This is a genomic window from Prochlorococcus sp. MIT 0603, assembly GCF_000760215.1.
Lineage (GTDB): Bacteria > Cyanobacteriota > Cyanobacteriia > PCC-6307 > Cyanobiaceae > Prochlorococcus_E.
The window spans coordinates 43,948-66,091 of sequence record NZ_JNAW01000002.1; the positions used below are offsets into that span (position 1 = coordinate 43,948).

21 protein-coding genes are annotated in these 22,144 nt (G+C 39.3%); 12 read left to right on the plus strand and 9 right to left on the minus strand.

What is annotated here, in order from left to right; translation table 11 throughout:
• The first annotated feature begins 24 nt into the window (after positions 1-24).
• A complete protein-coding gene (lepA, locus tag EV07_RS01985; protein WP_036916916.1) occupies positions 25-1,833 on the plus strand; it encodes a translation elongation factor 4 in 1,809 nt (602 codons plus the stop codon).
• A gap of 40 nt (positions 1,834-1,873) precedes the next feature.
• On the opposite strand, the gene EV07_RS09735 is transcribed toward lepA, so the two are convergent.
• Positions 1,874-2,050 carry a hypothetical protein gene (locus tag EV07_RS09735; RefSeq protein WP_193742676.1) on the minus strand — a complete coding sequence of 59 codons (177 nt, stop codon included), beginning with the start codon at positions 2,048-2,050 and terminating at the stop codon, positions 1,874-1,876.
• Positions 2,051-2,193: 143 nt separating this feature from the next.
• Here EV07_RS09735 and EV07_RS01990 point away from each other — a divergent pair, with 143 nt between their 5' ends.
• The gene (locus EV07_RS01990; RefSeq protein WP_081936953.1) at positions 2,194-2,994 is read left to right on the plus strand and encodes an ABC transporter permease; all 801 of its coding nucleotides are present in this window, start codon (positions 2,194-2,196) and stop codon (positions 2,992-2,994) included.
• Positions 2,995-3,153: 159 nt separating this feature from the next.
• Here the strand turns inward: EV07_RS01990 and trmH are convergent, their stop codons facing one another.
• On the minus strand, positions 3,154-3,843 hold the full coding sequence (trmH, locus tag EV07_RS01995; RefSeq protein ID WP_036916918.1) for a tRNA (guanosine(18)-2'-O)-methyltransferase TrmH: 690 nt from the start codon (positions 3,841-3,843) through the stop codon (positions 3,154-3,156).
• Between the two features lie 307 nt (positions 3,844-4,150).
• Between trmH and EV07_RS02000 the strand changes: the two genes are divergently transcribed.
• The gene (locus EV07_RS02000) at positions 4,151-5,452 is read left to right on the plus strand and encodes a 16S rRNA (cytosine(967)-C(5))-methyltransferase (RefSeq protein ID WP_241433978.1); all 1,302 of its coding nucleotides are present in this window, start codon (positions 4,151-4,153) and stop codon (positions 5,450-5,452) included.
• A gap of 3 nt (positions 5,453-5,455) precedes the next feature.
• Here EV07_RS02000 and EV07_RS02005 read toward each other — a convergent pair whose 3' ends face one another.
• Genes EV07_RS02005 through petP form a run of 3 tightly spaced genes read right to left on the minus strand, consistent with a single transcriptional unit; the run spans position 5,456 to position 8,456 of the window.
• Complete coding sequence (locus EV07_RS02005; protein ID WP_036916924.1) at positions 5,456-7,270, minus strand: transglycosylase domain-containing protein; 1,815 nt, start codon at positions 7,268-7,270, stop codon at positions 5,456-5,458.
• Entirely contained in the window at positions 7,270-8,220 is a 951-nt protein-coding gene (gene chlG, locus EV07_RS02010; RefSeq protein ID WP_036918118.1) for a chlorophyll synthase ChlG, read from the minus strand. The genes EV07_RS02005 and chlG overlap by 1 nt, the downstream gene beginning before the upstream one ends.
• 11 nt (positions 8,221-8,231) lie before the next feature.
• On the minus strand, positions 8,232-8,456 hold the full coding sequence (petP, locus tag EV07_RS02015) for a cytochrome b6f subunit PetP (protein WP_036916926.1): 225 nt from the start codon (positions 8,454-8,456) through the stop codon (positions 8,232-8,234).
• Positions 8,457-8,515: 59 nt separating this feature from the next.
• Between petP and hisF the strand changes: the two genes are divergently transcribed.
• Together hisF and ubiE are read left to right on the plus strand one after the other, a co-directional pair.
• Positions 8,516-9,289, plus strand: coding sequence for an imidazole glycerol phosphate synthase subunit HisF (hisF, locus tag EV07_RS02020; RefSeq protein ID WP_036916928.1), 774 nt, complete (start codon positions 8,516-8,518; stop codon positions 9,287-9,289).
• Between the two features lie 125 nt (positions 9,290-9,414).
• Positions 9,415-10,116: a bifunctional demethylmenaquinone methyltransferase/2-methoxy-6-polyprenyl-1,4-benzoquinol methylase UbiE gene (ubiE, locus tag EV07_RS02025; RefSeq protein WP_036916930.1), complete on the plus strand. Its 702-nt coding sequence runs from the start codon at positions 9,415-9,417 to the stop codon at positions 10,114-10,116.
• Between the two features lie 10 nt (positions 10,117-10,126).
• Here the strand turns inward: ubiE and EV07_RS02030 are convergent, their stop codons facing one another.
• A complete protein-coding gene (locus tag EV07_RS02030; RefSeq protein ID WP_036916933.1) occupies positions 10,127-10,654 on the minus strand; it encodes a DUF721 domain-containing protein in 528 nt (175 codons plus the stop codon).
• Between the two features lie 304 nt (positions 10,655-10,958).
• On the opposite strand from EV07_RS02030, the gene EV07_RS02035 reads away from it, so the two are divergent.
• Positions 10,959-11,720 carry a biotin--[acetyl-CoA-carboxylase] ligase gene (locus EV07_RS02035; protein WP_052043782.1) on the plus strand — a complete coding sequence of 254 codons (762 nt, stop codon included), beginning with the start codon at positions 10,959-10,961 and terminating at the stop codon, positions 11,718-11,720.
• Positions 11,721-11,749: 29 nt separating this feature from the next.
• On the opposite strand, the gene EV07_RS02040 is transcribed toward EV07_RS02035, so the two are convergent.
• Complete coding sequence (locus tag EV07_RS02040) at positions 11,750-12,430, minus strand: ABC transporter ATP-binding protein (RefSeq protein WP_036916936.1); 681 nt, start codon at positions 12,428-12,430, stop codon at positions 11,750-11,752.
• 10 nt (positions 12,431-12,440) lie between these two features.
• Positions 12,441-14,015: an NAD(P)H-quinone oxidoreductase subunit N gene (locus EV07_RS02045; RefSeq protein WP_036916938.1), complete on the minus strand. Its 1,575-nt coding sequence runs from the start codon at positions 14,013-14,015 to the stop codon at positions 12,441-12,443.
• Between the two features lie 127 nt (positions 14,016-14,142).
• Between EV07_RS02045 and topA the strand changes: the two genes are divergently transcribed.
• The 5 genes from topA to EV07_RS02070 all read left to right on the plus strand — a co-directional run bounded on the left by topA (position 14,143) and on the right by EV07_RS02070 (position 20,227).
• Positions 14,143-16,803 (plus strand): type I DNA topoisomerase, encoded by a 2,661-nt coding sequence (gene topA, locus EV07_RS02050; RefSeq protein WP_081936925.1) that lies wholly within the window; start codon positions 14,143-14,145, stop codon positions 16,801-16,803.
• A gap of 32 nt (positions 16,804-16,835) precedes the next feature.
• On the plus strand, positions 16,836-17,318 hold the full coding sequence (locus EV07_RS02055; protein ID WP_152557493.1) for a hypothetical protein: 483 nt from the start codon (positions 16,836-16,838) through the stop codon (positions 17,316-17,318).
• A 68-nt stretch (positions 17,319-17,386) separates the two neighbouring features.
• On the plus strand, positions 17,387-18,001 hold the full coding sequence (locus EV07_RS02060) for a DUF2232 domain-containing protein (protein WP_036918121.1): 615 nt from the start codon (positions 17,387-17,389) through the stop codon (positions 17,999-18,001).
• Complete coding sequence (gene cobT, locus EV07_RS02065; protein WP_052043780.1) at positions 17,986-19,194, plus strand: nicotinate mononucleotide-dependent phosphoribosyltransferase CobT; 1,209 nt, start codon at positions 17,986-17,988, stop codon at positions 19,192-19,194. The genes EV07_RS02060 and cobT overlap by 16 nt, the downstream gene beginning before the upstream one ends.
• Positions 19,195-19,222: 28 nt before the next feature.
• Positions 19,223-20,227, plus strand: coding sequence for an ABC transporter substrate-binding protein (locus EV07_RS02070; protein ID WP_036916942.1), 1,005 nt, complete (start codon positions 19,223-19,225; stop codon positions 20,225-20,227).
• Here the strand turns inward: EV07_RS02070 and EV07_RS02075 are convergent.
• Entirely contained in the window at positions 20,216-21,346 is a 1,131-nt protein-coding gene (locus EV07_RS02075) for an aldo/keto reductase (protein ID WP_036918123.1), read from the minus strand. The two genes, EV07_RS02070 and EV07_RS02075, sit on opposite strands and share 12 nt — an antisense overlap.
• Positions 21,347-21,471: 125 nt before the next feature.
• On the opposite strand from EV07_RS02075, the gene EV07_RS02080 reads away from it, so the two are divergent.
• Positions 21,472-22,143, plus strand: coding sequence for a riboflavin synthase (locus EV07_RS02080; RefSeq protein WP_036916945.1), 672 nt, complete (start codon positions 21,472-21,474; stop codon positions 22,141-22,143).
• Position 22,144: the final 1 nt, after the last annotated feature.

A 22,144-nucleotide genomic window follows, 5' to 3' on the forward strand; every position in this document is an offset into this window, starting at 1 on the left:
TTCAATGACAAAGGTTAGAAACACATGACTAATGTATCCGTCTCAAGATTAAGGAACTTTTGCATCATTGCACATATAGATCATGGCAAGTCAACACTTGCAGACAGGCTTTTACAAGAGACAGGGACTGTTTCCTCTAGGGATATGCAAGAACAGTTCCTTGACAATATGGACCTTGAAAGAGAAAGAGGCATTACTATTAAACTTCAAGCGGCGAGGATGAATTACTCTTCGAGTGATGGTGAAGCATATGTGCTCAATCTAATTGATACCCCGGGGCATGTTGACTTTTCTTATGAAGTAAGTAGATCTTTACAAGCATGTGAAGGTGCTTTGTTAGTAGTAGATGCGAGTCAAGGAGTTGAAGCCCAAACTTTGGCAAATGTTTATTTAGCTCTTGAAAACGATTTGGAAATCATCCCAGTATTGAATAAGGTTGATCTCCCTGGGGCAGATCCTGAAAAAATTAAAAAAGAAATTGAATCTATCATTGGCTTGGATACCTCTAATGCAATTTCTTGTTCAGCAAAAACAGGAGTAGGTATATCAGAAATATTGCAAGCTGTTGTTGAAAGGATTCCGCCACCTAAAGACCTTTTAGATGAACCTACTAAGGCTCTGATCTTTGATTCTTATTATGATTCATATAGAGGCGTGATCGTATATTTCCGTGTAATGACTGGAAGAATTTCATCTAGAGATAAAATTCTTCTAATGGCTAGTAAAAAGAGTTATGAGCTTGATGAGATAGGTGTCATGGCTCCTGACCAGAGTAAGGTGAATGAATTGCACGCAGGCGAAGTAGGCTATTTAGCAGCATCAATCAAAGCAGTTGCTGATGCTCGTGTGGGAGACACTATAACATTATTAAACAACCCAGCATATGAACCTTTGCCCGGGTATACCGAAGCAAAGCCAATGGTTTTTTGTGGATTATTCCCAACAGATGCTGATCAATATCCAGACCTTAGAGATGCTTTGGATAAATTGCAACTTTCAGATGCTGCATTGAAGTATGAGCCAGAAACCAGTAGTGCAATGGGATTCGGTTTTCGCTGTGGATTCCTGGGTCTACTTCACATGGAGATTGTTCAGGAAAGATTAGAAAGAGAATATGATCTTGATCTAATAGTCACTGCTCCATCAGTAATTTATCAAGTAAATATGCTTGACGGAGAAGTTCTTCTTGTTGATAATCCTTCCACCTTGCCTGATCCACAGAAGCGTGAATCAATAGAAGAGCCATATGTTCGGATTGAAATCTACGCTCCTAATGATTACAACGGTACATTGATGGGGCTATGTCAAGATCGTCGAGGTGATTTTGTTGATATGAAATTTATAACTACAGATCGAGTTACGCTGATTTATGAGATCCCTTTAGCAGAGGTTGTCACTGATTTTTTTGATCAGATGAAGAGCCGAACCAAGGGATATGCTTCAATGGAATATCACTTAATAGGTTATCGAAAAAATGATCTAGTTAGATTAGATGTATTGATTAATGCAGAAAAAGCAGATCCTCTCACAACTATCGTTCATCGTGAAAAAGCTTATGGGGTAGGGAAAGGATTAGTCGAAAAGTTAAAGGAGCTGATACCAAAACAACAATTTAAAATTCCATTACAAGCTTCGATTGGGAGCAGAGTTATAGCTAGTGAGAGTATTAGCGCTTTGCGCAAGGACGTTCTAGCAAAATGTTATGGCGGAGATATTTCTAGGAAGAAAAAATTACTTAAAAAGCAAGCTAAAGGAAAGAAAAGAATGAAGTCAATGGGAAAAGTCGATGTCCCACAAGAGGCCTTTATGGCAGTGCTCAAATTAAATCAATAATATAGTCCATAGTAATTTTTCTAATCTCAAAATTTTACTTTTATACTTTAAGGCTTGGATTATTAAATAGGACATTACTTGTAGTTGAATATCTATTCAGGCTTTGATTGGAGGCATCTTTTTTGACTATGTTGGACCAAAGAAACCCTGCTAAAATTACTATGGCAATAGTTATAGTTAATTCCCCAACAGTTAGACCTTGATTTTTGAAATCCATAGTATGTTTTTGAATATATTTATTTAAGCGCTTGTTGCAAATAATTTCTACTTATTATTATTATTTATAGTTGAATTTTGATATTTTTGGCCTTAAAAGCGAAAAATTCCAGCAAACTCTCTACAAAACTTGCGGTTTTGGGAATGTTATTGTTGGCGATTTATTTAACGGCTGCATTCTTGACACCACCTTTAATTAACTTAGGTGTTTTACCTGATGGCCAGCAAGGCTTAGGAAGCCCAATGTACGCCTCCCCATCTTGGGATCATTGGTGTGGCACAGATCGATTGGGGAGAGATGTTTGTGTGAGGACTTTGCAAGGTACTGGGGTCGCACTTCAAGTTGTTTTGTTGGCTGTAGGACTTGCTGTGCTAATTGGTGTGCCAATGGGGATCCTTAGCGGGTATATCGGTGGATTTGTTGACCGGATAATGGTATTAATCATGGAAACGCTTTACACAGTTCCAGTATTGCTTCTTGCAGTTGTTATAGCTTTTGTTTTAGGCCGAGGAATTGTCAATGCAGCCATTGCTTTATGTGTAGTTTATATACCTCAATATTTTCGTGTTGTTAGGAATCAAACGGAGCAAGTGAAAACGGAACTTTATATTGAATCAGCAAAAGCAATGGGAGCTGGGCCTGTATGGATAATGCGCAAATATCTTTTGAAAAATGTAATAACTTCTCTACCTGTTCTTTTGACCTTGAACGCAGCTGATGGAGTTTTAGTCTTAGGAGGGCTAGGTTTTCTTGGACTTGGTTTGCCCGAGACTATTCCTGAATGGGGGAGTGATCTGAATTTGGCTTTAGATGCTGTCCCAATAGGCATTTGGTGGACGGCCCTCTACCCTGGAATGGCAATGTTTGGACTGGTCTTTTCGCTCTCTTTAATTGGTGAAGCTCTTGAGGACTTTATTGAGAAGAGTCAATTGAATGAGCCGTAATCATTTATTAGCCAGCATATAGGTCCTTGTTTCGCTATGGTAGGACTGGGGTTTGCTCGAAATATAGAAACTTCGAATGGATTTCGATCAAAAACTGAGATCGGTTGGTATAAAGCCAGGCTCACTCTTCATTGTAATTACTTTGACATAGGGAATAGATTAACAGCGTAATTTGACTGTCCTTGGAAGCTTCTCTAGAATCTCTCCTGTTTTACTTAATTTAGGGTAATCTCGATTATTTTGTTTGCACCATTTAGCAACTTCAGGATAAGACCATTCAAATAAAGTTTTATTATAAAGCTCTTGATCCATTTTTTCTCCTAAGTGAGCAGATGTTTCTGATGTCTCACGTTGACGTAATGCTTCGAAAAGAAGTGTTGCAGCTGCAACAGACACGTTTAATGACTGAACCATTCCTCGCATAGGTATATAAATAGTCTCATCTACTAAATCAGTAGCCGATTCACTAAGGCCCCACTTTTCTGCACCCATTATAAAGGCTGTTGGCCCTTTGTAATCAAACAGTCGGTAGTCTTTTGCACGCTTATTAAGGCTAGTGCCATACAACCGAAAGCCCATTTGCTTTAAATATGTAGTAGCAACCTCAATGTTTTTATGTTCTTTTAGCTTGACCCATTTTTGACTTCCCTGGGCCGTACTATTGAAAGTAGGTGTTTTATTTTCCTTGAAGATTGCATGTGCTTCTAATATGCCAATGGCATCACAAGTACGAAGAATTGCCGAGAGATTGTGAGGCTTTTCGATCTCTTCCGTAAGGATTGTAAGATTGGACATCCTCCGATCTAAAACTGACTTAATCTTTTGGAATCGACGTGGTAGAAGAGGCATGAAATTAGAAACAATGTGAGGATGCTTATCTAAGAAATTTCCTGAAAATGCTTCGTTTTAGATTTAACATTTTCAACTTGTTAAAGAGGTCTAAGATAAATTAGATGATTAGCTTTTTTTTAAAGCAAATAATATTTACAAGTTTTATCAAAATCTAAATGAAGAAAGTTTTAGTATATTCTTGAAGCTTACTTGAAATTGTTAACAAGCAAATTTTTATCTTAATTTGCTTTAAGATTAACTTCTTAAATAGTGTGTTTCTTAAAGGAGTTATACAATTATTTCAGACGATAAATTAACAATAGGTTTGCCACCTAGAGCTGCAGTATGGGAGATCCTTAAGGCTGTTGCTAAAGGTGCTTTTACTGATGTCGCTATTGCGAAGACTTTCCGCAAATATAAGTTAAGCGTAGTTGACAAGGCTCTTGCTACTGAATTGGCATGCGGTTCAATTCGTCAACGTCAGACATTGGATTCCTGGATTGATCATTTGGGGAAGGTGCCATCACATAAGCAACCTCCTTTGCTTCGTTGGTTGCTTCATTTAGGTCTTTATCAGATTTTTTATATGGATCGAATCCCCGTTTCAGCAGCAGTTAATACAACAGTAGAGCTGGCTAAGAGGAAGGGCTTAGGACGTCTTGCTCCAGTAGTGAATGCGATCTTGAGAAAAGCAGTTAAAGCGCGTAACTCTGGAGATGAGTTGCCATTGTGTGATGGAACTGTGGCTCGATTAGCACAAAAACACTCAATACCTAAGTGGATGGCCGAGAAGTTAATGGAATGGAAGGGGGAAGAAGGCGCAGAGATTATTGCTCAGGCATTCAATCAAACACCTACCATTGATTTAAGGATTAATGGTAGGTGTTCAAGTATTCATAGTATCCAGAAGAAATTTCGCGATGTGGGAATTGAAAGTAATTGCATACAGCGATGTTCGCAAGGTTTAAGTATCTCATCTGGTATTAGGGAAATACGAGAATGGCCTGGTTACAAGGAAGGGGAATGGTCTGTTCAGGATCGTTCCGCACAATGGGTAGCACCTCTTTTAGAAGCAAAGCCAGGGGAATCTGTACTTGATGCTTGTGCTGCTCCAGGAGGGAAAACAACACATGTAGCTGAACTTATAGATGATATAGGAGAAATTTGGGCTGTAGATTCCTCTCCAAAACGTTTGAAATTAACTATTGCTAATACAACACGACTTGGACTGCAATCTATACATTTTCTTTCTGCTGATTCTACGAATCTTTTAAATCAAATGCCTTCATGGAAGAACTATTTTCAAAGGATTTTATTAGATGCTCCTTGCTCTGGATTAGGTACATTAGCTAGGAACCCTGATGCAAGGTGGCGTATTACACCTAGCAAGATAGAGGAATTGGTTTTGTTGCAGGTAAGATTATTTGATGGAATTATTCCATTATTGAAGTCAGGTGGAAGGATCGTCTACTCGACATGCACGATTCACCCTGATGAGAACTTTAAACAAGTGGAAAATATTATCTCACGTTATGATCAATTAATCCTAAGGGACCAAAAACAAATTTGGCCAGGCGAGGTTGAAGGGGGAGATGGCTTTTATGCTGCAATCATTGATTCGCTATAAAACTTAATTAAAGGTACGTCTAGGGAAATCAACGAGCTCGAGATCAGAGTTGATTTTTCGCATGAATTGCTTCCAAGCCAATGCAGCATCTCCACTGCTTCCCCTTATCGTGGTGTTATTGTCACTTCCAAACCAAACACTTGTTGTAAGTTGAGGTATGGATCCAATAAACCAAAGATCCCGATTGTTTTCTGAAGTCCCGGTTTTTCCTGCTACTTGCCGATTTCCTAGGGAGGCTGCTATCCCTGAGCCTTGCGAAACTACTTTCCTTAGCATCCAATTCATTGTATCGGCTACCTGAGTAGAGATGACTCTACGTCCTTCGCCTTGGCCGATGCTTTGCTCCCATAAGAGATCATTTTTCGGTCCTCTTATTTCTTCAATGGCTGAGGGCTTTATATACATACCTCTGTTTGCAATTGCTGCATAAGCAGCACTCATGTTTAGGACTGTCTCTTCAAAGGCTCCTATGGCTAACGGGTAGTAATAGCCAAGTTTCTCCACATTTCCTACGCCGAATTGATTCGCTAGGGAGATTACCTTTTTGAAACCTACCTTTGCCAATAAATCAACAGCAATAGTATTTAAAGAGTTACTAAACGCATTGCTTAGTGATACCTCCCCATAGTAGATGTTACCAAAATTCTTAGGGCAATAACCATGCCAACATCTTGGGGTGTCAAACAGCCTGTCCTCAGGTTGATAACCATTGTTAATTGCTGCTATGTAAGGGAAAATTTTAAATGTTGAACCAGGTGATCTTAGTGCTTGTGTCGCTCTGTTGAATTGGTTCTTGCTATAGTCTTTTCCCCCTACGAGGACCCTTATCAGGCCAGTACTAGGCTCAATTGATATAATTGCTCCTTCAGCATTCTTTGGACTTTGAGTCTTAATGACTTCCCTCGCTTTTAATTGCCAATCTAGAATGAGACTGGTTTTGATTTTTAGCCCGCCAATTTCAATTTGCTCTTGTGACAATATTTTTGGAAGTTCTTGCTCCACAAATGATGTAAAAAAAGGGGCTTTGCTTTTTAAATATTTAGGCATTGCAGGTTGAAGATTTAAAGGCTTATTAAGAGCTATCAATAACTCTGAATTAGATATAAAGTTTTCTGCTCTCATCTTTCTTAAGACGATAGATCTGCGCTTTAGAGCTAGTTCAACATTTACTAATGGTGAATATGCGGAGGGTGCGGGTGCTAATCCAGCTATCAAAGCTGCCTCCTCTAGACTTAATTGATTGGGAGTTTTCTTGAAATAGATCCATGATGCATCTGAAACTCCATATGCATTTGAACCTAAGTAGACGTTATTAAGATATTGCTCGAGGATCTCCTCTTTGGCTAAACTACGCTCTAGCTTATAAGCTAGAGCTATCTCTTTAAGTTTTCGGCTTATACTTTTTTCTTGATTGAGAAAAATTATTCTTGCTAATTGTTGTGTGATAGTGCTTCCTCCTTCTAATATTGATTTTGCTTTGATATTTGTAAGCATAGCCCTGCTAATGCTCCAGAAGTCAACCCCATTATGTTTATAAAACCGTCTGTCTTCAGATGCTATAAAGGCTTTCTTAATGATAGTTGGAATGAACTCTGAGGTCATTTTATCTCGAGTAATTGGCCCTAGCTTTTGAATGATTTCTCCGTTTGATGCCAGTAATTCAATAGTGCCGGGTCGATTGAATTCTCTTATTTTGCTCACAGAAGGAAGAAGAGAATCTAATGACTTGCTTGCTTGTCTCTCTGTGATTGCTATTAAAGAGCCTATAGCTATTGCACTAGTTGCTAAGGATAACCAGGTTTGAATTCTACGAGGCACTAAAAGTTAACTAGAGAGCTATGACCTATAGCTAATGCTGTAACTAGCATCCCTAGGATTAAAAAGGGCTGAGCACTAGCTTGATATTTAACGTCAAATTTCAAAGGATCTCGAAGTAACCAAATATCTTGGAAAGTAATCTGTGGGATGATTAGCAATACAAGAAAAACAGATGCTAGATGTTGACCAATAGATATTAATACAATCACCATGGCAATCTGAAAGACGTTAATCATTCCTGCACTGATAAAGCTTGCATTTTTTATACCAAAGGCAACAGGAAGCGATTGAAGACCTAAGGCCTTATCACCTTCAACACTCTTAAAGTCGTTAATTACTGCTATCCCTAAACCTGCCAAGCTATAGGCCAAAGTCAGGAATGCCGTTGTCCAAGTGAGTTGGCCGAAAAGAGCTTGTCCTGCCCACCATGGCAGAGCTATATAACTTGCTCCAAGAGCATAATTACCAAGCCAACCATTTTGCTTAAGCTTTAATGGTGGTGCTGAATAGATATAGCTTACAAATGAACCACCAAGCGCAAGAAATAGTAGCGAAGGCGTAGAGTGGCCTGCCCAAACGTCCAGCCCATAGGCAACAGATAATCCCAACAATAGAAGTAGCCAGATCTGTACGCGTACTTGATTGAGTGAAATTGCACCAGATGGGATCGGCCGACTTGGTTCATTAATGGCATCAATTTCCCTGTCGTAGTAGTCGTTGATGGTTTGGGTATAACCTGTAAGCAGAGGCCCACTCATGAACATACATGCAATGGAAGCAATGAAATTGCTTAAACTCCATTGATAGTTCCCACTGGCTGCAGCGCCGCAAATAACTCCCCATAACAAAGGTATCCAAGTGATGGGTTTCATTAACTGCAGGCGCAGCTTCCAGATGCTTGTTGTCTCTGAACCGCCTTTGATCCCTAATAGCTGTCGAGTGTCACTCACTTTCTTAATCCTCAATTACGTCCAAGTTCATTTTCAAAGAACCAGTTTTTTGTTCCATCTGCAAGTTTGAGTACTACACCAACACCCCCACCATCTGTCATTTTGTAATCCATAACAGTGGCACTGGGATCAGAAGAGATTTTTTTTATTAAATTACTTGAAATTCGATCTCTAACGCTATCAAGATTTATCTTGACCCTTGATCCTATTCTCGTAAGGTTTACTGACTGGGGCATGACATGCAATCTTTAGTTGTTGGCAACCCTAACAGTCGCCGCACTTTAAATTTACGTTTATGGTTGCTCTTCGCCTAATTCCTTGTCTTGATGTTGCAAATGGACGGGTTGTAAAAGGGGTTAATTTTGTTGGCCTGCGAGACGCAGGGGATCCTGTAGAACTGGCTTATCGCTATAGCCAGGAGGGTGCTGATGAATTGGTCTTCCTTGATATTGCAGCAACTTTTGAAGCAAGAGCAACATTGATAGATTTAGTTCGCCGAACTGCTGAGTCAGTAACAATCCCTTTTACTGTAGGAGGTGGAATTAGTTCTATAGAAGGAATCACAGAGCTTTTACGAGCTGGAGCTGATAAAATAAGCTTAAATTCATCTGCTGTAAGAGACCCTGATCTTATAAGGAAAGGCTCGACTCAATTTGGAGCCCAATGCATTGTTGTAGCGATAGATGCTAAACGAAGACCAGGCAATCCTTTGGGATGGGATGTCTATGTGAATGGCGGAAGGAAAAACACTGGTTTAGACGCACTAGTCTGGGCAAAAAAAGCAGCTGAATTGGGCGCAGGAGAAATACTGCTAACTTCAATGGATGGAGATGGGACCCAAAAAGGATATGACCTGGAATTGACTAAAAGTATTTCAGAGTCGGTTCCCATCCCTGTAATAGCTTCTGGAGGCGCAGGCTGCTTAGAACATATATTGGAGGCATTTCAGTATGGAAAGGCTTCTGCTGCTCTTTTGGCTTCTTTGCTTCACGATAGAGATCTGACTATTGAAGAAATAAAAAGCTATCTCCAGCAAAACAATTTATCAATCAGACCAACTAGATATTAAAAGCACTTAAATTAGTTCAAATTAGAAATCAAAGGTGTTTTTAGAATTAATTTTTAGATTATTATGATTGTTAATCTATGGCAATTGTAATAAAAAATGATTTTAATTCTTGAGGATTTTTTGAAGTGAAGCCACGAGACCCAAAGGCAATTCAATCATTATTTGATTCTATTGCTAAGAAGTATGACTTGTTAAATGATCTATTTAGCTTCGGTCGGCACCGTTCTTGGAAAAGACAATTAGTGACTTATCTCAAACCTTCTTCAGGTGAACAATGGGTGGATTTATGCTGCGGAACTGGCGATCTAACTCTTTCTTTAGCTCGATTAGTGCGACCATTTGGAAGTGTTTTGGGTATTGACTTTTCTGGATCTCAAATACTACAAGCAACCAAGCGTGCTTTAGCCGAACCATGGCTTCCTGTCTCATGGCTGAAAAGAGATGTTTTAAATACTGGTCTTCCTTCAGCTTGTTTTGATGGTGTAGTCATGTCATATGGTTTACGCAACCTTTCCGACCCAGAGGATGGCTTACAGGAGATTTACCGTCTTTTAAAACCAGGAGCAAAGGCTGGTATTTTGGATTTCAGTCGTCCTGTTGAGGGTTCCAAAACGGCTATTATTCAAAAACTTTATTTGCGTAGTTTAGTTGTACCTATTGCTTCATTAATTGGCCTTCGAGAAGAATATGCCTATTTAGAGAAAAGTTTGCAGACTTTCCCGGCTGGCCAATTGCTAGAGGAAGTAGCTAGGAAAATTGGATTTCAAGAAACTAGTTATAAGTTAATAGCCAATGGTCAGATGGGGATATTGCTATTAAAAACTTGATTTTTAATTATTACTCGGAATTTTGTGTTGATAATTCTTTTCTTCTACAGAGACAGCATTTTTTCCATAAAGATATTTCTCCTGCCGGAGAAGGGGATTTGCATATTGGACAGATGCTCTTCCCGTGAATGTCTGCCCTGCTTGGATGCGCCTTCCAGATGTCCTGTTCATTTTGTTTGAACTTATGTTTTTTGGGATAATATTGCTTAATTCTTAAATCTTTTATTTTATGTCCTTCTGCTCGAAGTGATGCTAGAAGTTGACTACGGTTGAATATTAAGGCTTGTCTCCATTGAGGATGTTGAGCACCAATAGTTAGGACTCCTCCTTGAAAAGTTAATAGAGTACAGTTAGAAGCAAGCTTATCTCCTACTATCCTTGGCCAGTCTTGCCATAGTGCAGTAATACTTTTGTTTTTATTCCATTCGACTTTTAAATGATTAAGACACTGCGACAAAGTATAAGCATCATTAACTTTTGAGTTGGTTTGACTAACTCTATTATTCTCAGCAATTTTCTTAATATCATCAAAATTCATAATTAATTTTTAACTAGAGTTTGGAAAAGAGTCATATTTGATCGAATACTTCTTTCATGTGATTAAAGGTACTCCTGATAATTATCCCTAGATATAGAAAAGCACAGAAGTTTAGATACTTTTTTGATAATTTAAATCAATCTATTAGTGGATGTAAATTTGATCAAATTATCAGAGGGTTAATTGTTTAAGAGTATTTCTTAAATGTTCATTACTCCAGACAGAGCAAATAATAGAAAAAATATAAAGATATCCTAGAGATCATAGCTTGAATAATCTTTGAGCTCCCTTATAGACTTTAAATATGTGGCATTCTTCATCATGGACTGGAGCTGCTCATATTACTCATCTTATTAGAAATACTGACTTATTAAAAAGCACTTGGGAATTGAGATGGAAGCCTGTTTGTGGAAGTACTGAGATAGAGCTTTCAAGGTGGCTTAAGAGCAAATCTTTATTAAGAAGTAATCCAAAGGTTTTTTTAACTCGCAGGCAGTCTTACGGAAAAGGACAAAGAGGTCGTAGATGGATTTCCCCTTCAGGAGGGGTTTGGCTCAGTGCAGCTTTGCCTTGTAATTCTTTACAACCTTTTTCAGAGTCACTCTTTGGCTTGGCTGTCGCAGTAGCCTTGGCAAATAGAATTGAGAACTGTTCTGTCCCAGTGCAGATCAAGTGGCCAAATGATTTGTTCGTGAATCATAGGAAAATTGCTGGATTACTACCACGCATAATTTATCGAGGCCAAGAGCCCACTTTTATGTGTGTGGGAATTGGTTTAAATGTTTGGAATCGGGTTCCTCATGAAGGAATTGCTTTGAGAGAAGTTTTTAGGAGATCCAAATGCTCCACTTATAGATGGTCTTTAGAAGTACTTGCAGCTATAGAGAGAGCTGCAAGGTTATTGGAAAACCCTGGATTGATTTGTAAAGAAGGCGAGAGAATGCTTTGGGCAAGAAAAATTACAAAGCCAGGCTCAGATAAGATTTGGGATATAGAGGGATTAGATCTAAAAGGACAACTTGTCGTAACTAGGGGAATTAAAAAGGAAATTTGGAATCGATGGTGATGCTAAATAGAGCAACTATTAAAACTAATTTATTTGATGCTAATAACTTTTCCATCTTTGAATAGTGCTTTTCTTTTTGCGCGAAGGGCTACCTCATCTTCATGGGTTACAAGAACAAGCGTTATTCCCTGACTATGTAATTCATCAAATAAATCAAGGACATCTTCAGTTGTATTTGAATCAAGAGCACCTGTCGGTTCATCGGCTAAAAGTAAAGAAGGCTTATTGATAATTGCTCTTGCTATTGCAACGCGTTGTTGTTGACCCCCTGAAAGTTGATTAGGTCGATTATTCATTTTTTCAGTCAGCCCAACTTTTTGAAGAGCTTCTTCAGCTAATTCTTTTCTTTCTCCAGGTGGTATGCAGGCATAAAGCATTGGTAGCATTACATTTTCCAATGCAGTTGCATCTTGTAGGAGATGGAATTGTTGAAACACAAAACCAAGCTCTTGGTTGCGGAGATCTGCAAGTTCATCATCAGTAAGGTCTTCTACAGCATTTCCGTTTAATTGATACCTCCCATGAGTTGGTCTATCAAGACATCCTAAAATGTTCATCGCTGTACTCTTGCCAGAGCCACTTGCTCCCATTACAGCTAAGTAATCTCCTTTATTGATTTCTAGATTTACTTCGTCAAGTGCTTTTACGAGTAGATCTCCTTCTCCATAAAGCTTGCTTACATTAGAGAGTTTTGCAACAAGATTTTTCATAACATTTGAATTAACCTATAACCCCTTTGTTTGAAACCAAGGCCAATGCTTCCTGAAGGATTGGAGTCCCTGCAACTGCACTGTTGGCCCATTGAAATAATGGGTTTGAGAGAATACCTCCAATTGCAGTGGCAAAGACACAAGTTAGTAGAGCAATCCTTAAGGTTGGCATGCCTAGAGAACTCCATTGAATTAATGGGTAGCTTTTAACAAGCTCAGAAGCCTCTTGTGGTTCTTTTACTACCATCATTTTAATTACAGAAATGTAGTAATAGATTGATATCACTGATGTTACAAGGCCAACTATTACTAATAAATATTGTCCGTCAGACCAACCAGCAAAGAAAAGATATATTTTCCCAAAGAATCCAAGCATTGGGGGTATACCTCCTAGGGACAGGAGGCATAGGCTTAACCCAAGAGTAATCAATGGATCTTTTTGGTATAAACCTGCGTAATCGGCAATTCTGTCACTACCAGTTCTAAGCGAAAAAAGAATTATGCATGCAAAAGCACCCAAATTCATGAATAGATATGCTGCCATGTAAAGGATCATTGCTGCATAGCCTTCTTCGGTGCCGCAAACCAGGCCAATCATGACAAACCCTGCTTGTCCAATTGAACTATATGCAAGCATTCTCTTCATTGACGTTTGGGCTAGTGCTACAACATTCCCCAAGGTCATACTTAACACTGCTAAAACAGTGAAAAGCAGCTTCCATTGAATGTCAAATGCAATAAAACATCCAACTAAAAGTCTTACTGCTAAAGCAAAGCCAGCAGCTTTTGAACCAACTGACAGAAATGCAACGACAGGTGTGGGGGACCCTTCGTAGACATCTGGAGTCCATTGATGAAAAGGAACTGCGGCTATTTTGAATGCGACAGTTGCTAGAATTAAGACAAGAGCTAAGGCTGCCAAAGGTTTTGGACTGCTTTGTAGTGCAATGCCTATGCTTTCCAGATTCGTTGATCCACTTAGGCCATAAAGTAAGGATGCTCCATATAAAAACACTGCAGCAGCAGCAGAGCCCACAAGTAAATATTTCAGTGCAGCTTCAGAGCTTTTAGCATCGCGTTTCAGATAACCTGACAACAAATAGCTGGCTACAGATAAGGTTTCTAATGAAATAAATACACTTATTAGATCTGTAGACCCACACAAAATCATTGCTCCAAGAGTCGCAGCGAGAAGAATTGCTGCATATTCCCCTATTGGGCTTCCGCTTTGTTCTGCATACCTCCAACTTATTAGCAGTGAGATAAGAGTTGAAAGTGCAACAATTGCTCTAAAAGCGATTGAGAAATTATCAACAATAAATGCACCTAAGAATGCTGTCTCTGGCTCTCCATTCCATTGGAATGCCAACAAGAGTATTGAAGATCCTAGCCCTGCATAACATATAGGGGGCGACCATTTTGCTGCGGTTTCTTCCCCAGCAAGATCAACTAATAGCGTTCCAATTAACGCAAAAAGGACACAACCTTCTGGGAGGACTGCTTGGGCATTTAGTGAAAGGTTTAGTAAATCTCCAGGAGTTGCCATTACTTGGTTGGTTAAAAGAAGTGCACCCATGTAGGGCATTTTTTTTACAAGAGAAGACCAGCTTTTTCACTCTAGCGATGTTATGAATTATGCCTTAGTTATGACTATGGTCTATGCATTTTGGTGCTTGATGCGATAAAGATGAATAACAGTTATTTCTCCGCCTGTGGTGCAAACCTTGGTCATCGTAGAGAGTCCAACTAAGGCAAGAACTATAAAAAGCTTCTTGCCTAAAGACTTTCAAGTGATTGCTTCGATGGGGCATGTTCGAGATCTCCCTAAAGGGGCTAGTGAGATCCCAGCTGCTATGAAAAAAGAAAAATGGTCCAGAATTGGTGTTAATACTTCTGAAGACTTTGAGCCTTTATATGTTGTACCTAAGGATAAGAAGAAGGTGGTTAGAGAATTGAAGTCAGCTTTAAAAGATGCTAAAGAATTGCTGCTTGCGACTGATGAAGATAGAGAGGGTGAAAGTATTAGCTGGCATCTGCTGGAGTTGTTAAAGCCCAAGATACCAACTAAGAGAATGGTTTTTCATGAGATCACTAAGCAAGCAATAACTAAGGCTCTCAAAGAACCTAGAGATTTAGACATGGAGTTGGTTCATGCTCAAGAAACAAGAAGAATTCTCGATAGATTAGTTGGGTATACGTTATCCCCCTTGCTATGGAAGAAAGTTGCATGGGGACTGTCCGCAGGCAGGGTTCAATCTGTATCTGTAAGGCTTTTAGTTAAGCGTGAGAGGGAAAGAAGGGCCTTTAAGAGCGCAAGTTATTGGGACTTAAAAGTTCAGCTGCAAAAAAACAAGAGTGTCTTAGAAGCTCGTCTTATGACCGTTGCAGATCAAAAAATTGCAAAAGGGAGTGACTTTGACGAGAAAACAGGAAAGCTTAAAACTGGAAGCAAGGCAAACTTACTTAATGAGGCAGATGCAAAAGCCCTTGCTCAAGCTTTAGGGACCCAGAAGTGGAAAGTACTATCTGTAGATAAAAAACCAACTGTAAGGAAGCCTGTACCGCCTTTTACTACAAGTACTCTTCAACAGGATGCTAATCGAAAGCTCAGGCTTTCAGCACGTGAAACCATGAGATGTGCTCAAGGCTTATATGAGCGTGGATTTATTACATATATGAGAACTGATTCGGTTAATTTGTCTCAACAAGCAATCAGTGCTGCCCGCAAATGTGTTGAATTGCGTTATGGCAAAGAATATTTAAGTGAATCGCCAAGAAGGTTTGTTTCTAAGGCTAGGAATGCGCAAGAGGCTCATGAGGCGATTAGGCCTGCTGGAGAGACATTTAAGACACCAAGTGAATCGAATTTAACTGGAAGAGACTTGGCTTTATATGAGTTGATATGGAAACGAACTATTGCTAGCCAAATGGCGGAAGCCCGCTTAACAATGATGTCGGTTGATATAAGTGTTAGAGAAACTGTCTTCAGAGCATCCGGCAAAAATATTGACTTTCCAGGTTTCTTTCGAGCATATGTTGAAGGTAGCGATGATCCAGAGGCTGCGTTGGAAGGACAAGAGGTTTTGTTGCCGCCACTAGCAGTTGGGGATGATCTTATCCCTAAAACATTAGATGTGATTGGACACGAAACTAAACCACCTGCTCGATACAGTGAAGCCTCTTTAGTTAAAACTCTTGAGAAGGAAGGTATTGGCAGACCTTCTACTTATGCGAGCATTATTGGCACAATTGTTGATAGGGGATATGCCTCTTTAAATTCTAATTCTCTTGCTCCAACGTTTACAGCTTTCGCTGTTACGTCTCTTTTGGAAGAGCATTTTCCAGATTTAGTTGATACAACTTTCACTGCACGTATGGAATCGTCTTTGGATGAGATCTCTTCTGGTTCGATTCAATGGCTTCCTTATTTAGAATCTTTTTATAAAGGTCGCAAAGGGTTGGCTGCACAAGTTGATAAAAGAGAAGGAGATATTGATGGTAAGGCCTATAGGAAGGTTGATCTTGAAGGGATCCCTTGTACAGTCCGAATTGGCTCCAATGGACCGTGGCTAGAGGGCAAGAGGATTAATGAAAATGGCGAGGAAGTAGATGCCAAAGGTAATTTGCCAATTGATATTACTCCTGGAGATCTTGATGTAGATAAAGTCAAACAAATTCTTGATGGCCCTTCTGATTTAGGCATTCATCCAGAAACAGGGGAAAAGGTCTATCTTAGATTTGGCCCATGGGGACCTTTCCTTCAACTAGGGGAAGCTGTTGAGAAGAAAGATAAGCCTAGGAGAGCGTCTCTTCCAAAAGACGTCAGAACAGAAGAGATATCACTTGATTATGCTGTTAAGCTTTTAAGTTTGCCTCGAATATTGGGAGAACACCCAGATGGAGGAATAGTTGAAGCTCGAACTGGTCAGTTTGGACCTTATGTTGTATGGGATAAAGGTGATGGCGAAAAGCCAGATAATCGATCTTTAAAAAAAGAAGATGACGTCTATGAAATCAGTTTGAGAAGAGCTCTTGAATTGTTGTCAATACCTAAGCTTGGTAGAGGAGGACGAATGGCCCTTAAGGATCTAGGAAAGCCAAAAGGAGAAAAGGAAAATGTACACATTTATAATGGACCATATGGTTTATATGTAAAACAAGGTAAAACAAACGCCTCACTGCCTAAAGGTACGGAAGTAGATGAAGTTACGATTGAAGTGGCCATTAAATTATTAGAAGCTAAGAAATCAACTGGATCGAAGCCAAGAACAAAGAAAACAAGTAAAAAATCAATAACTAAAGGGAAAACCTCAAGTAAAACAAAAAAAAGTAATTTAACAGTACAGTCTCTTAAGAATAAAACAAAAAAATGAGAGGCTTTTATAGATATAGCCTAAACAAGAGCATGAAAATACTTTATTTATTGAGTTGCTTTATAATTGTCCAATCATGCTCAAACTCTCAATTAGGAAAGAAGCTAGCTAATAGTTTTGACTCATCTGAAACTCTAAGCTCTTTATCTATAGAAACAACTAACACTAGAATTAATAAAGATGATTTAACAATAGAAAATAATGAAAAATCAAATTCTCTTGTTAAGCAGATTTCCACTAAAAATAAAAAAACATACAATATTAGTAAAGAAAAACCTTCTCTATCGAAAACTAATAAAAATAAAAAAGTAAAAGCCACTTTTAATCGTAAAAAAACATTCAAGCCTCAGCCTTATAGAATAATCATTAGATTGTCTGGTGCAGACCCTTCTGCACCTTCTGAGTCAGTTACTAATGTATTAATAGAGGCGGGAGTGGATTTTGAGATTGAGAAAATAGAGCGTATTGATCAAAGGTCTTCTATTAAGGATTTATCTAAGAGGAGTTTCCTTTGAGGAATTTTAAAAAATCACTTCTTTCAAGACAATCAAAAGTACCTGTTTCACTTTCTAGAAAAGAAGCTATTCAATTAGTAGAAACTTCATATTTAACCGCAGCTTCTGCTTTGATTTGGATAGCACTTTATTATTTGCCAATAGGAGGCGCATTCTTTCGTCTTGCATTACCTTTGCCTTTGGCTTTATTGCAAGTACGGAGAGGTTCGTCTTGTGGCTTTGAAGGCACAGCTCTTTTGGTAATGCTTTTAATAGCTCTTATGGGACCGATAAGAGGACCTCTCGTGTTGTTCCCATATGGATTCCTCTCCCTTTGGCTTGGTTGGAGTTGGTATAGGAGAATTAATTGGTGGATTAGTTGGGGGGGCGGGGTGCTAATTGGGACGGTAGGTTTCTTTGTGAGAGTAGTTTTACTTTCTTTCTTGGTTGGAGAGAACCTTTGGGTTGTTATTACTAAAGCAGGCTTGCTTTTACTTGAAAGGATTATTGATATAGGCAATTTGAATTTGGTACCAAGTTTGTTTTTTGTGCAGATAGTTGCTTTGTTGTTAATTGTGTTTCAGGAATTGATTTTTGTTCTCACATTGCATGCTGTTGCTTACTGGATATTCCCAAAACTCAAAGCTTCTATCCCAACACCCCCTCGCCTCTTGGGCTTTTTAGTTTCATGGGAACCCATTTGAGTCAATTTGATTCTCAAGAGAAAGATTCCCCTTATTTAGGACTCCTCCCTAAAATGTGTATGGCATTTGGTTCAGGAGTATCGTTTCTAACATTGAAGAGATGGATGAATATATGGAGTACTTCAGCAAGTCGCATTAATAGTTTCTTAGTACTAGCTGGTTCAAAGACTGCAGAGATAGAAGGAATTTCAGCAGCTGGATCAACTAAGGAATCTAGACGTTATACAGCGCTAGCAGATGCAGAGCTTCTTCTTGAAGGACCATCAATCTCTAGGAAATGGCCACTGCCTCCTCTCCCTGCAGGGGTTTCCCCTGCTCTTATTACTCATGTTGCTTCACGCCTAATAGGTGTGAACACAGTTGTCCTTGGAGCAGGTCTTTCTCAAATTCCATCTTTTCATTATTTAGCAGCTGAGTCTCCTTCTCTTGGGCCTGCTGATTGCTTAACAACTGGCAAAGCAATGAATATCAACAGAGTGGAAACTCTTTGGGCAAAAGGGTTGAGTATTGGCTCACAATTGTCAAAGCCACTAGTGCTCTCAGAGTGTGTACCTGGTGGAACCACTACTGCACTTGCAGTATTGACCGGATTAGGTATTTCAGTAGGTGACCTTATTAGTGGTAGTAACCGCAACCCTCCAGTCCAATTAAAGAAAGAATTAGTTTCAAAAGGATTAAAAGCTGCAAATTTAGGAAACCAGCCATTCCCTAAATCCATACTTGCAGCGGTAGGCGATCCGTTTCAGCCTCTTTCGGTTGGGCTTTTATTGGGAGCAAGGCAGGCAGGTCAGCCTGTGTTGTTAGGAGGAGGAAGCCAGATGGTGGCTGTTTTAGCTGTTGCTTTAGCTGCACTTGACCCACTTTCAAGAGCAGAATTTATCCAAGATGTTTCTATTGCAACAACTTCTTGGCTTGTTAATGAATCGATTCCTGGAGATTCAAATCAAAGCTCTTTTCTTCAGTTAATTAAGCATATAGAAGATTTCTTTGAAGTTCCTCTTTTAGGACTTTCATCTGGTCTCCGATTTGACAGAAGCTCCAAGAAGGTTTTAAAAGATTATGAAGATGGCTTTGTAAAGGAAGGAGTTGGGGCAGGGGCATTTGCTCTTTTAGCTCAAATCAACGGGTTTAGTCGTGAAAAATTACTTGAAGAATGTGAATTAGCAGTTGATCAATTGCAGAATACTCATTAGATATATCTGTAATAGCTTTTGGGCCTAGATGGTGTCAGATATAACCCTAGGGAGAAGAGACTTTATCCGATTAAGTCTTTTAACTGCAGTATTGAGCTTAACTGGATGCTCTTTCTCTTCAGGCAGGCCGACTGTTGGCTTGGCTAAAGGCCTTTTGCCAAGAGAATTCTTACAGGCTTTGCCATCACCATGGAGATATGAACTTCTAGATGACTTCTCGGAAAATGATTTTCATAAATTAACTTTAAGAAAAAACCCAGATCTCATTGTTCTTGGAGACGGATGGCTTAGGAATTTTCCATATGAAAAATATCAGCCTATTCAGGCTGATATTTTATATAACAAGCTTAGCAATCAAGCGATTTCGTTCTTAGATAGTTTTAAGCCTACCGTCTCATCACGTCTCTTTCCAGTTGCCGTTTCGCCCTGGGTATTAATTTTCCGTGGCGGAGAGGAATTGCTTTCCAGAGCTGGGGAATCTTGGGAAACACTTTTGGACCCTTCTCTTAGAGGACAGGTAGTATTGCCAAGCAGTTCTAGGGTCATAATGGCTTTAGCTGAACGTATGGGGGATAAAGATGCATTGCGACGTTTAAGATCACAAGCTAAGAGTTTTGATGATAAAAATGGATTGAATTGGTTGCTTTCAGGTAGGGCAAAAGTTGCTGTATTACCCCTTCAGTTCTGTTTAAGCTCGCTTGCAAGTGATCCTCGCTTAACTATTGTTTTCCCAAAAGAAGGGAGCCCTTTGAATTGGACGTTGTTGATGCAATCGAATTCATCGCTTCAATCATTTCCATTGTCATGGATACAACAAACATGGAAAATGCCTTTATTACTTAAATTGCTATCGAGAGGCATTATGCCTCCAGTACCATATTCGGATTTGTCGATGGCTATCGAGTCTTTGCCAGAGAGATATCGGCTAATTTATCAGTCAGAAGAAAAGCTGAGTAATTGCTGGTCATTGAAACCGCTAACAAATGATGAAGAACAATTGCTTGAGACTCGTTGGCTAAACTCAGCCCCATAATCGCCGTTGTGGAACATCAGCTAATTGATTATGTGTTTCTTTCAGGAGCTCAGGTATCTTTAAGTTGTAAGGACATTTTGGCACGCATTCTCCACACTCCTCGCAAGAACGCGCATCATTTGCTTCCCACCAATGCCCCGCTCTGCCAATTAGATTATATCTTTCTTTAGCGAAGGTTCGCATATCAAGACCTATGGCGAGATTTCGTAGGCGTAAGATATCTGGTATTGGAACGTCGCTTGGACATGGGAGACATTTTCTGCATTGACCGCAAAATGTATTTCCCAATCGAAGCTTCTTGTTTTTATTTAAACGATCTATAGCTGCCTTTTCAGGCCCTTTTAGTGGGGTATTGGAATGGGTTAGCTTTTTGGCAAGGTGTAAGTCTTCCTTTCTCTTTGCTCCTAGAGTGAGAGTACTTATGCCTTTAGATAAAAGAAATCGATAAGCAAGTTGTAGAGGAGGATATGGAGAACAGTCCATAGTTAGAGTTTTACTAGGTGTATTTAAATACCCTCCCTTATCGGCAGGTGAAATAGCCATTACCCCCATGCCTTCTTTTAAGGCAGTACGTGCTAGTGGGATTCTTGTTTGGTCTAATAAATGTAGATGAAGACTGCAAAAATTAAATCTCTGACTTTCAATGGCTTTTCTGATGAGTGCATTGGAGCCATGAGAGCTAAAGCCTACTTGTCCTATAAAGCCTTCCCCTTGTGCCCATTTGAGTAATTCAGCTCCTTCCCCATTAAGTGCCCAGTCAAGATGCTCAAAAAGGTTTAGCCCATGAATTGCAAAATTATGAATTTTGGACATGCCTAACCGTGCCAAAATTCCGAGAAGTTCTTTTTTACCTTTTGAGAGTTGAATGCATGGAAGGATTTTGCTGGTTATTACCCAACCCCCTTCTGGGTGAATCCCTTGCTCGTTAAGTGCTTTTAGTGAGTCTCCTAATAAAGTCTCTGCTGGTCCATACGCAGGTGCCGTTTCTATATGGTTGATTCCTGCTAAGCATGCTTCTTTGAGGACATCATGCATTTGATCTAAAGAACCTAGAGCTCTCATAGTCCCCAATGTAAATAGGCTTACGTTGGGGCCTATACCAAATGAATTGCGCTTCATTTTTATTGTCTCTTCCATTAGCTGTAAATCAAATGATTCATACAAGAGAGGGCATGAATGGACTGCATATGACGTAGGATCTGTTAATTAATTATGACTAAGGATTCTTGTTTAGGTTTATTTAAATGTTTACAGGCCTGATTCAAGCAATAGGGACGATCCATCTTCATGGGAAGAGAGTATTGGTAAAAATACCTTCTGAATTTGATATGCCATCTCTTGGAGATAGCATATCGGTTGATGGAGTTTGCTTGACTGTATCAGCACTAACGAAGAACTCTTTCCTAGCTGATGTAAGTGAAGAGACTTTGGATAGAACTAGTCTTGGTAAAAAAGCCAATGAAAAAGCCTTTGTTAATTTGGAACCAGCACTTCGCCTTTCTGATCGATTGGGGGGGCATTTGGTAAGTGGTCACGTTGATGGCTTGGGTAGAGTTCTTTCCATCAAGGATTTACGTAATTCATGGGATTTGCAAATTTGCTGGGAGAATAATATTTTTGCAAAATATACTTGTGATAAAGCAAGTGTAGCTTTGAATGGTGTAAGTCTTACTGTTGCTAAAAGCAAAAAAGAAGATGATAGCTTTTCTATAGCTGTTATTCCTCATACTTGGGGGCATACTGCATTGCAATACTTAAAGGTAGGAGAAACTATTAACTTAGAAGCAGATCTTATGGCTAAGTATGCAGAAAGTATTTTAAATAAAGGTAATTATCTTTTTGACTCCTCTACTAAATCAAACGAGAAATACTCTGATATATCATCAGAGTGGCTGGTTGATAATGGGTTTTTATAAC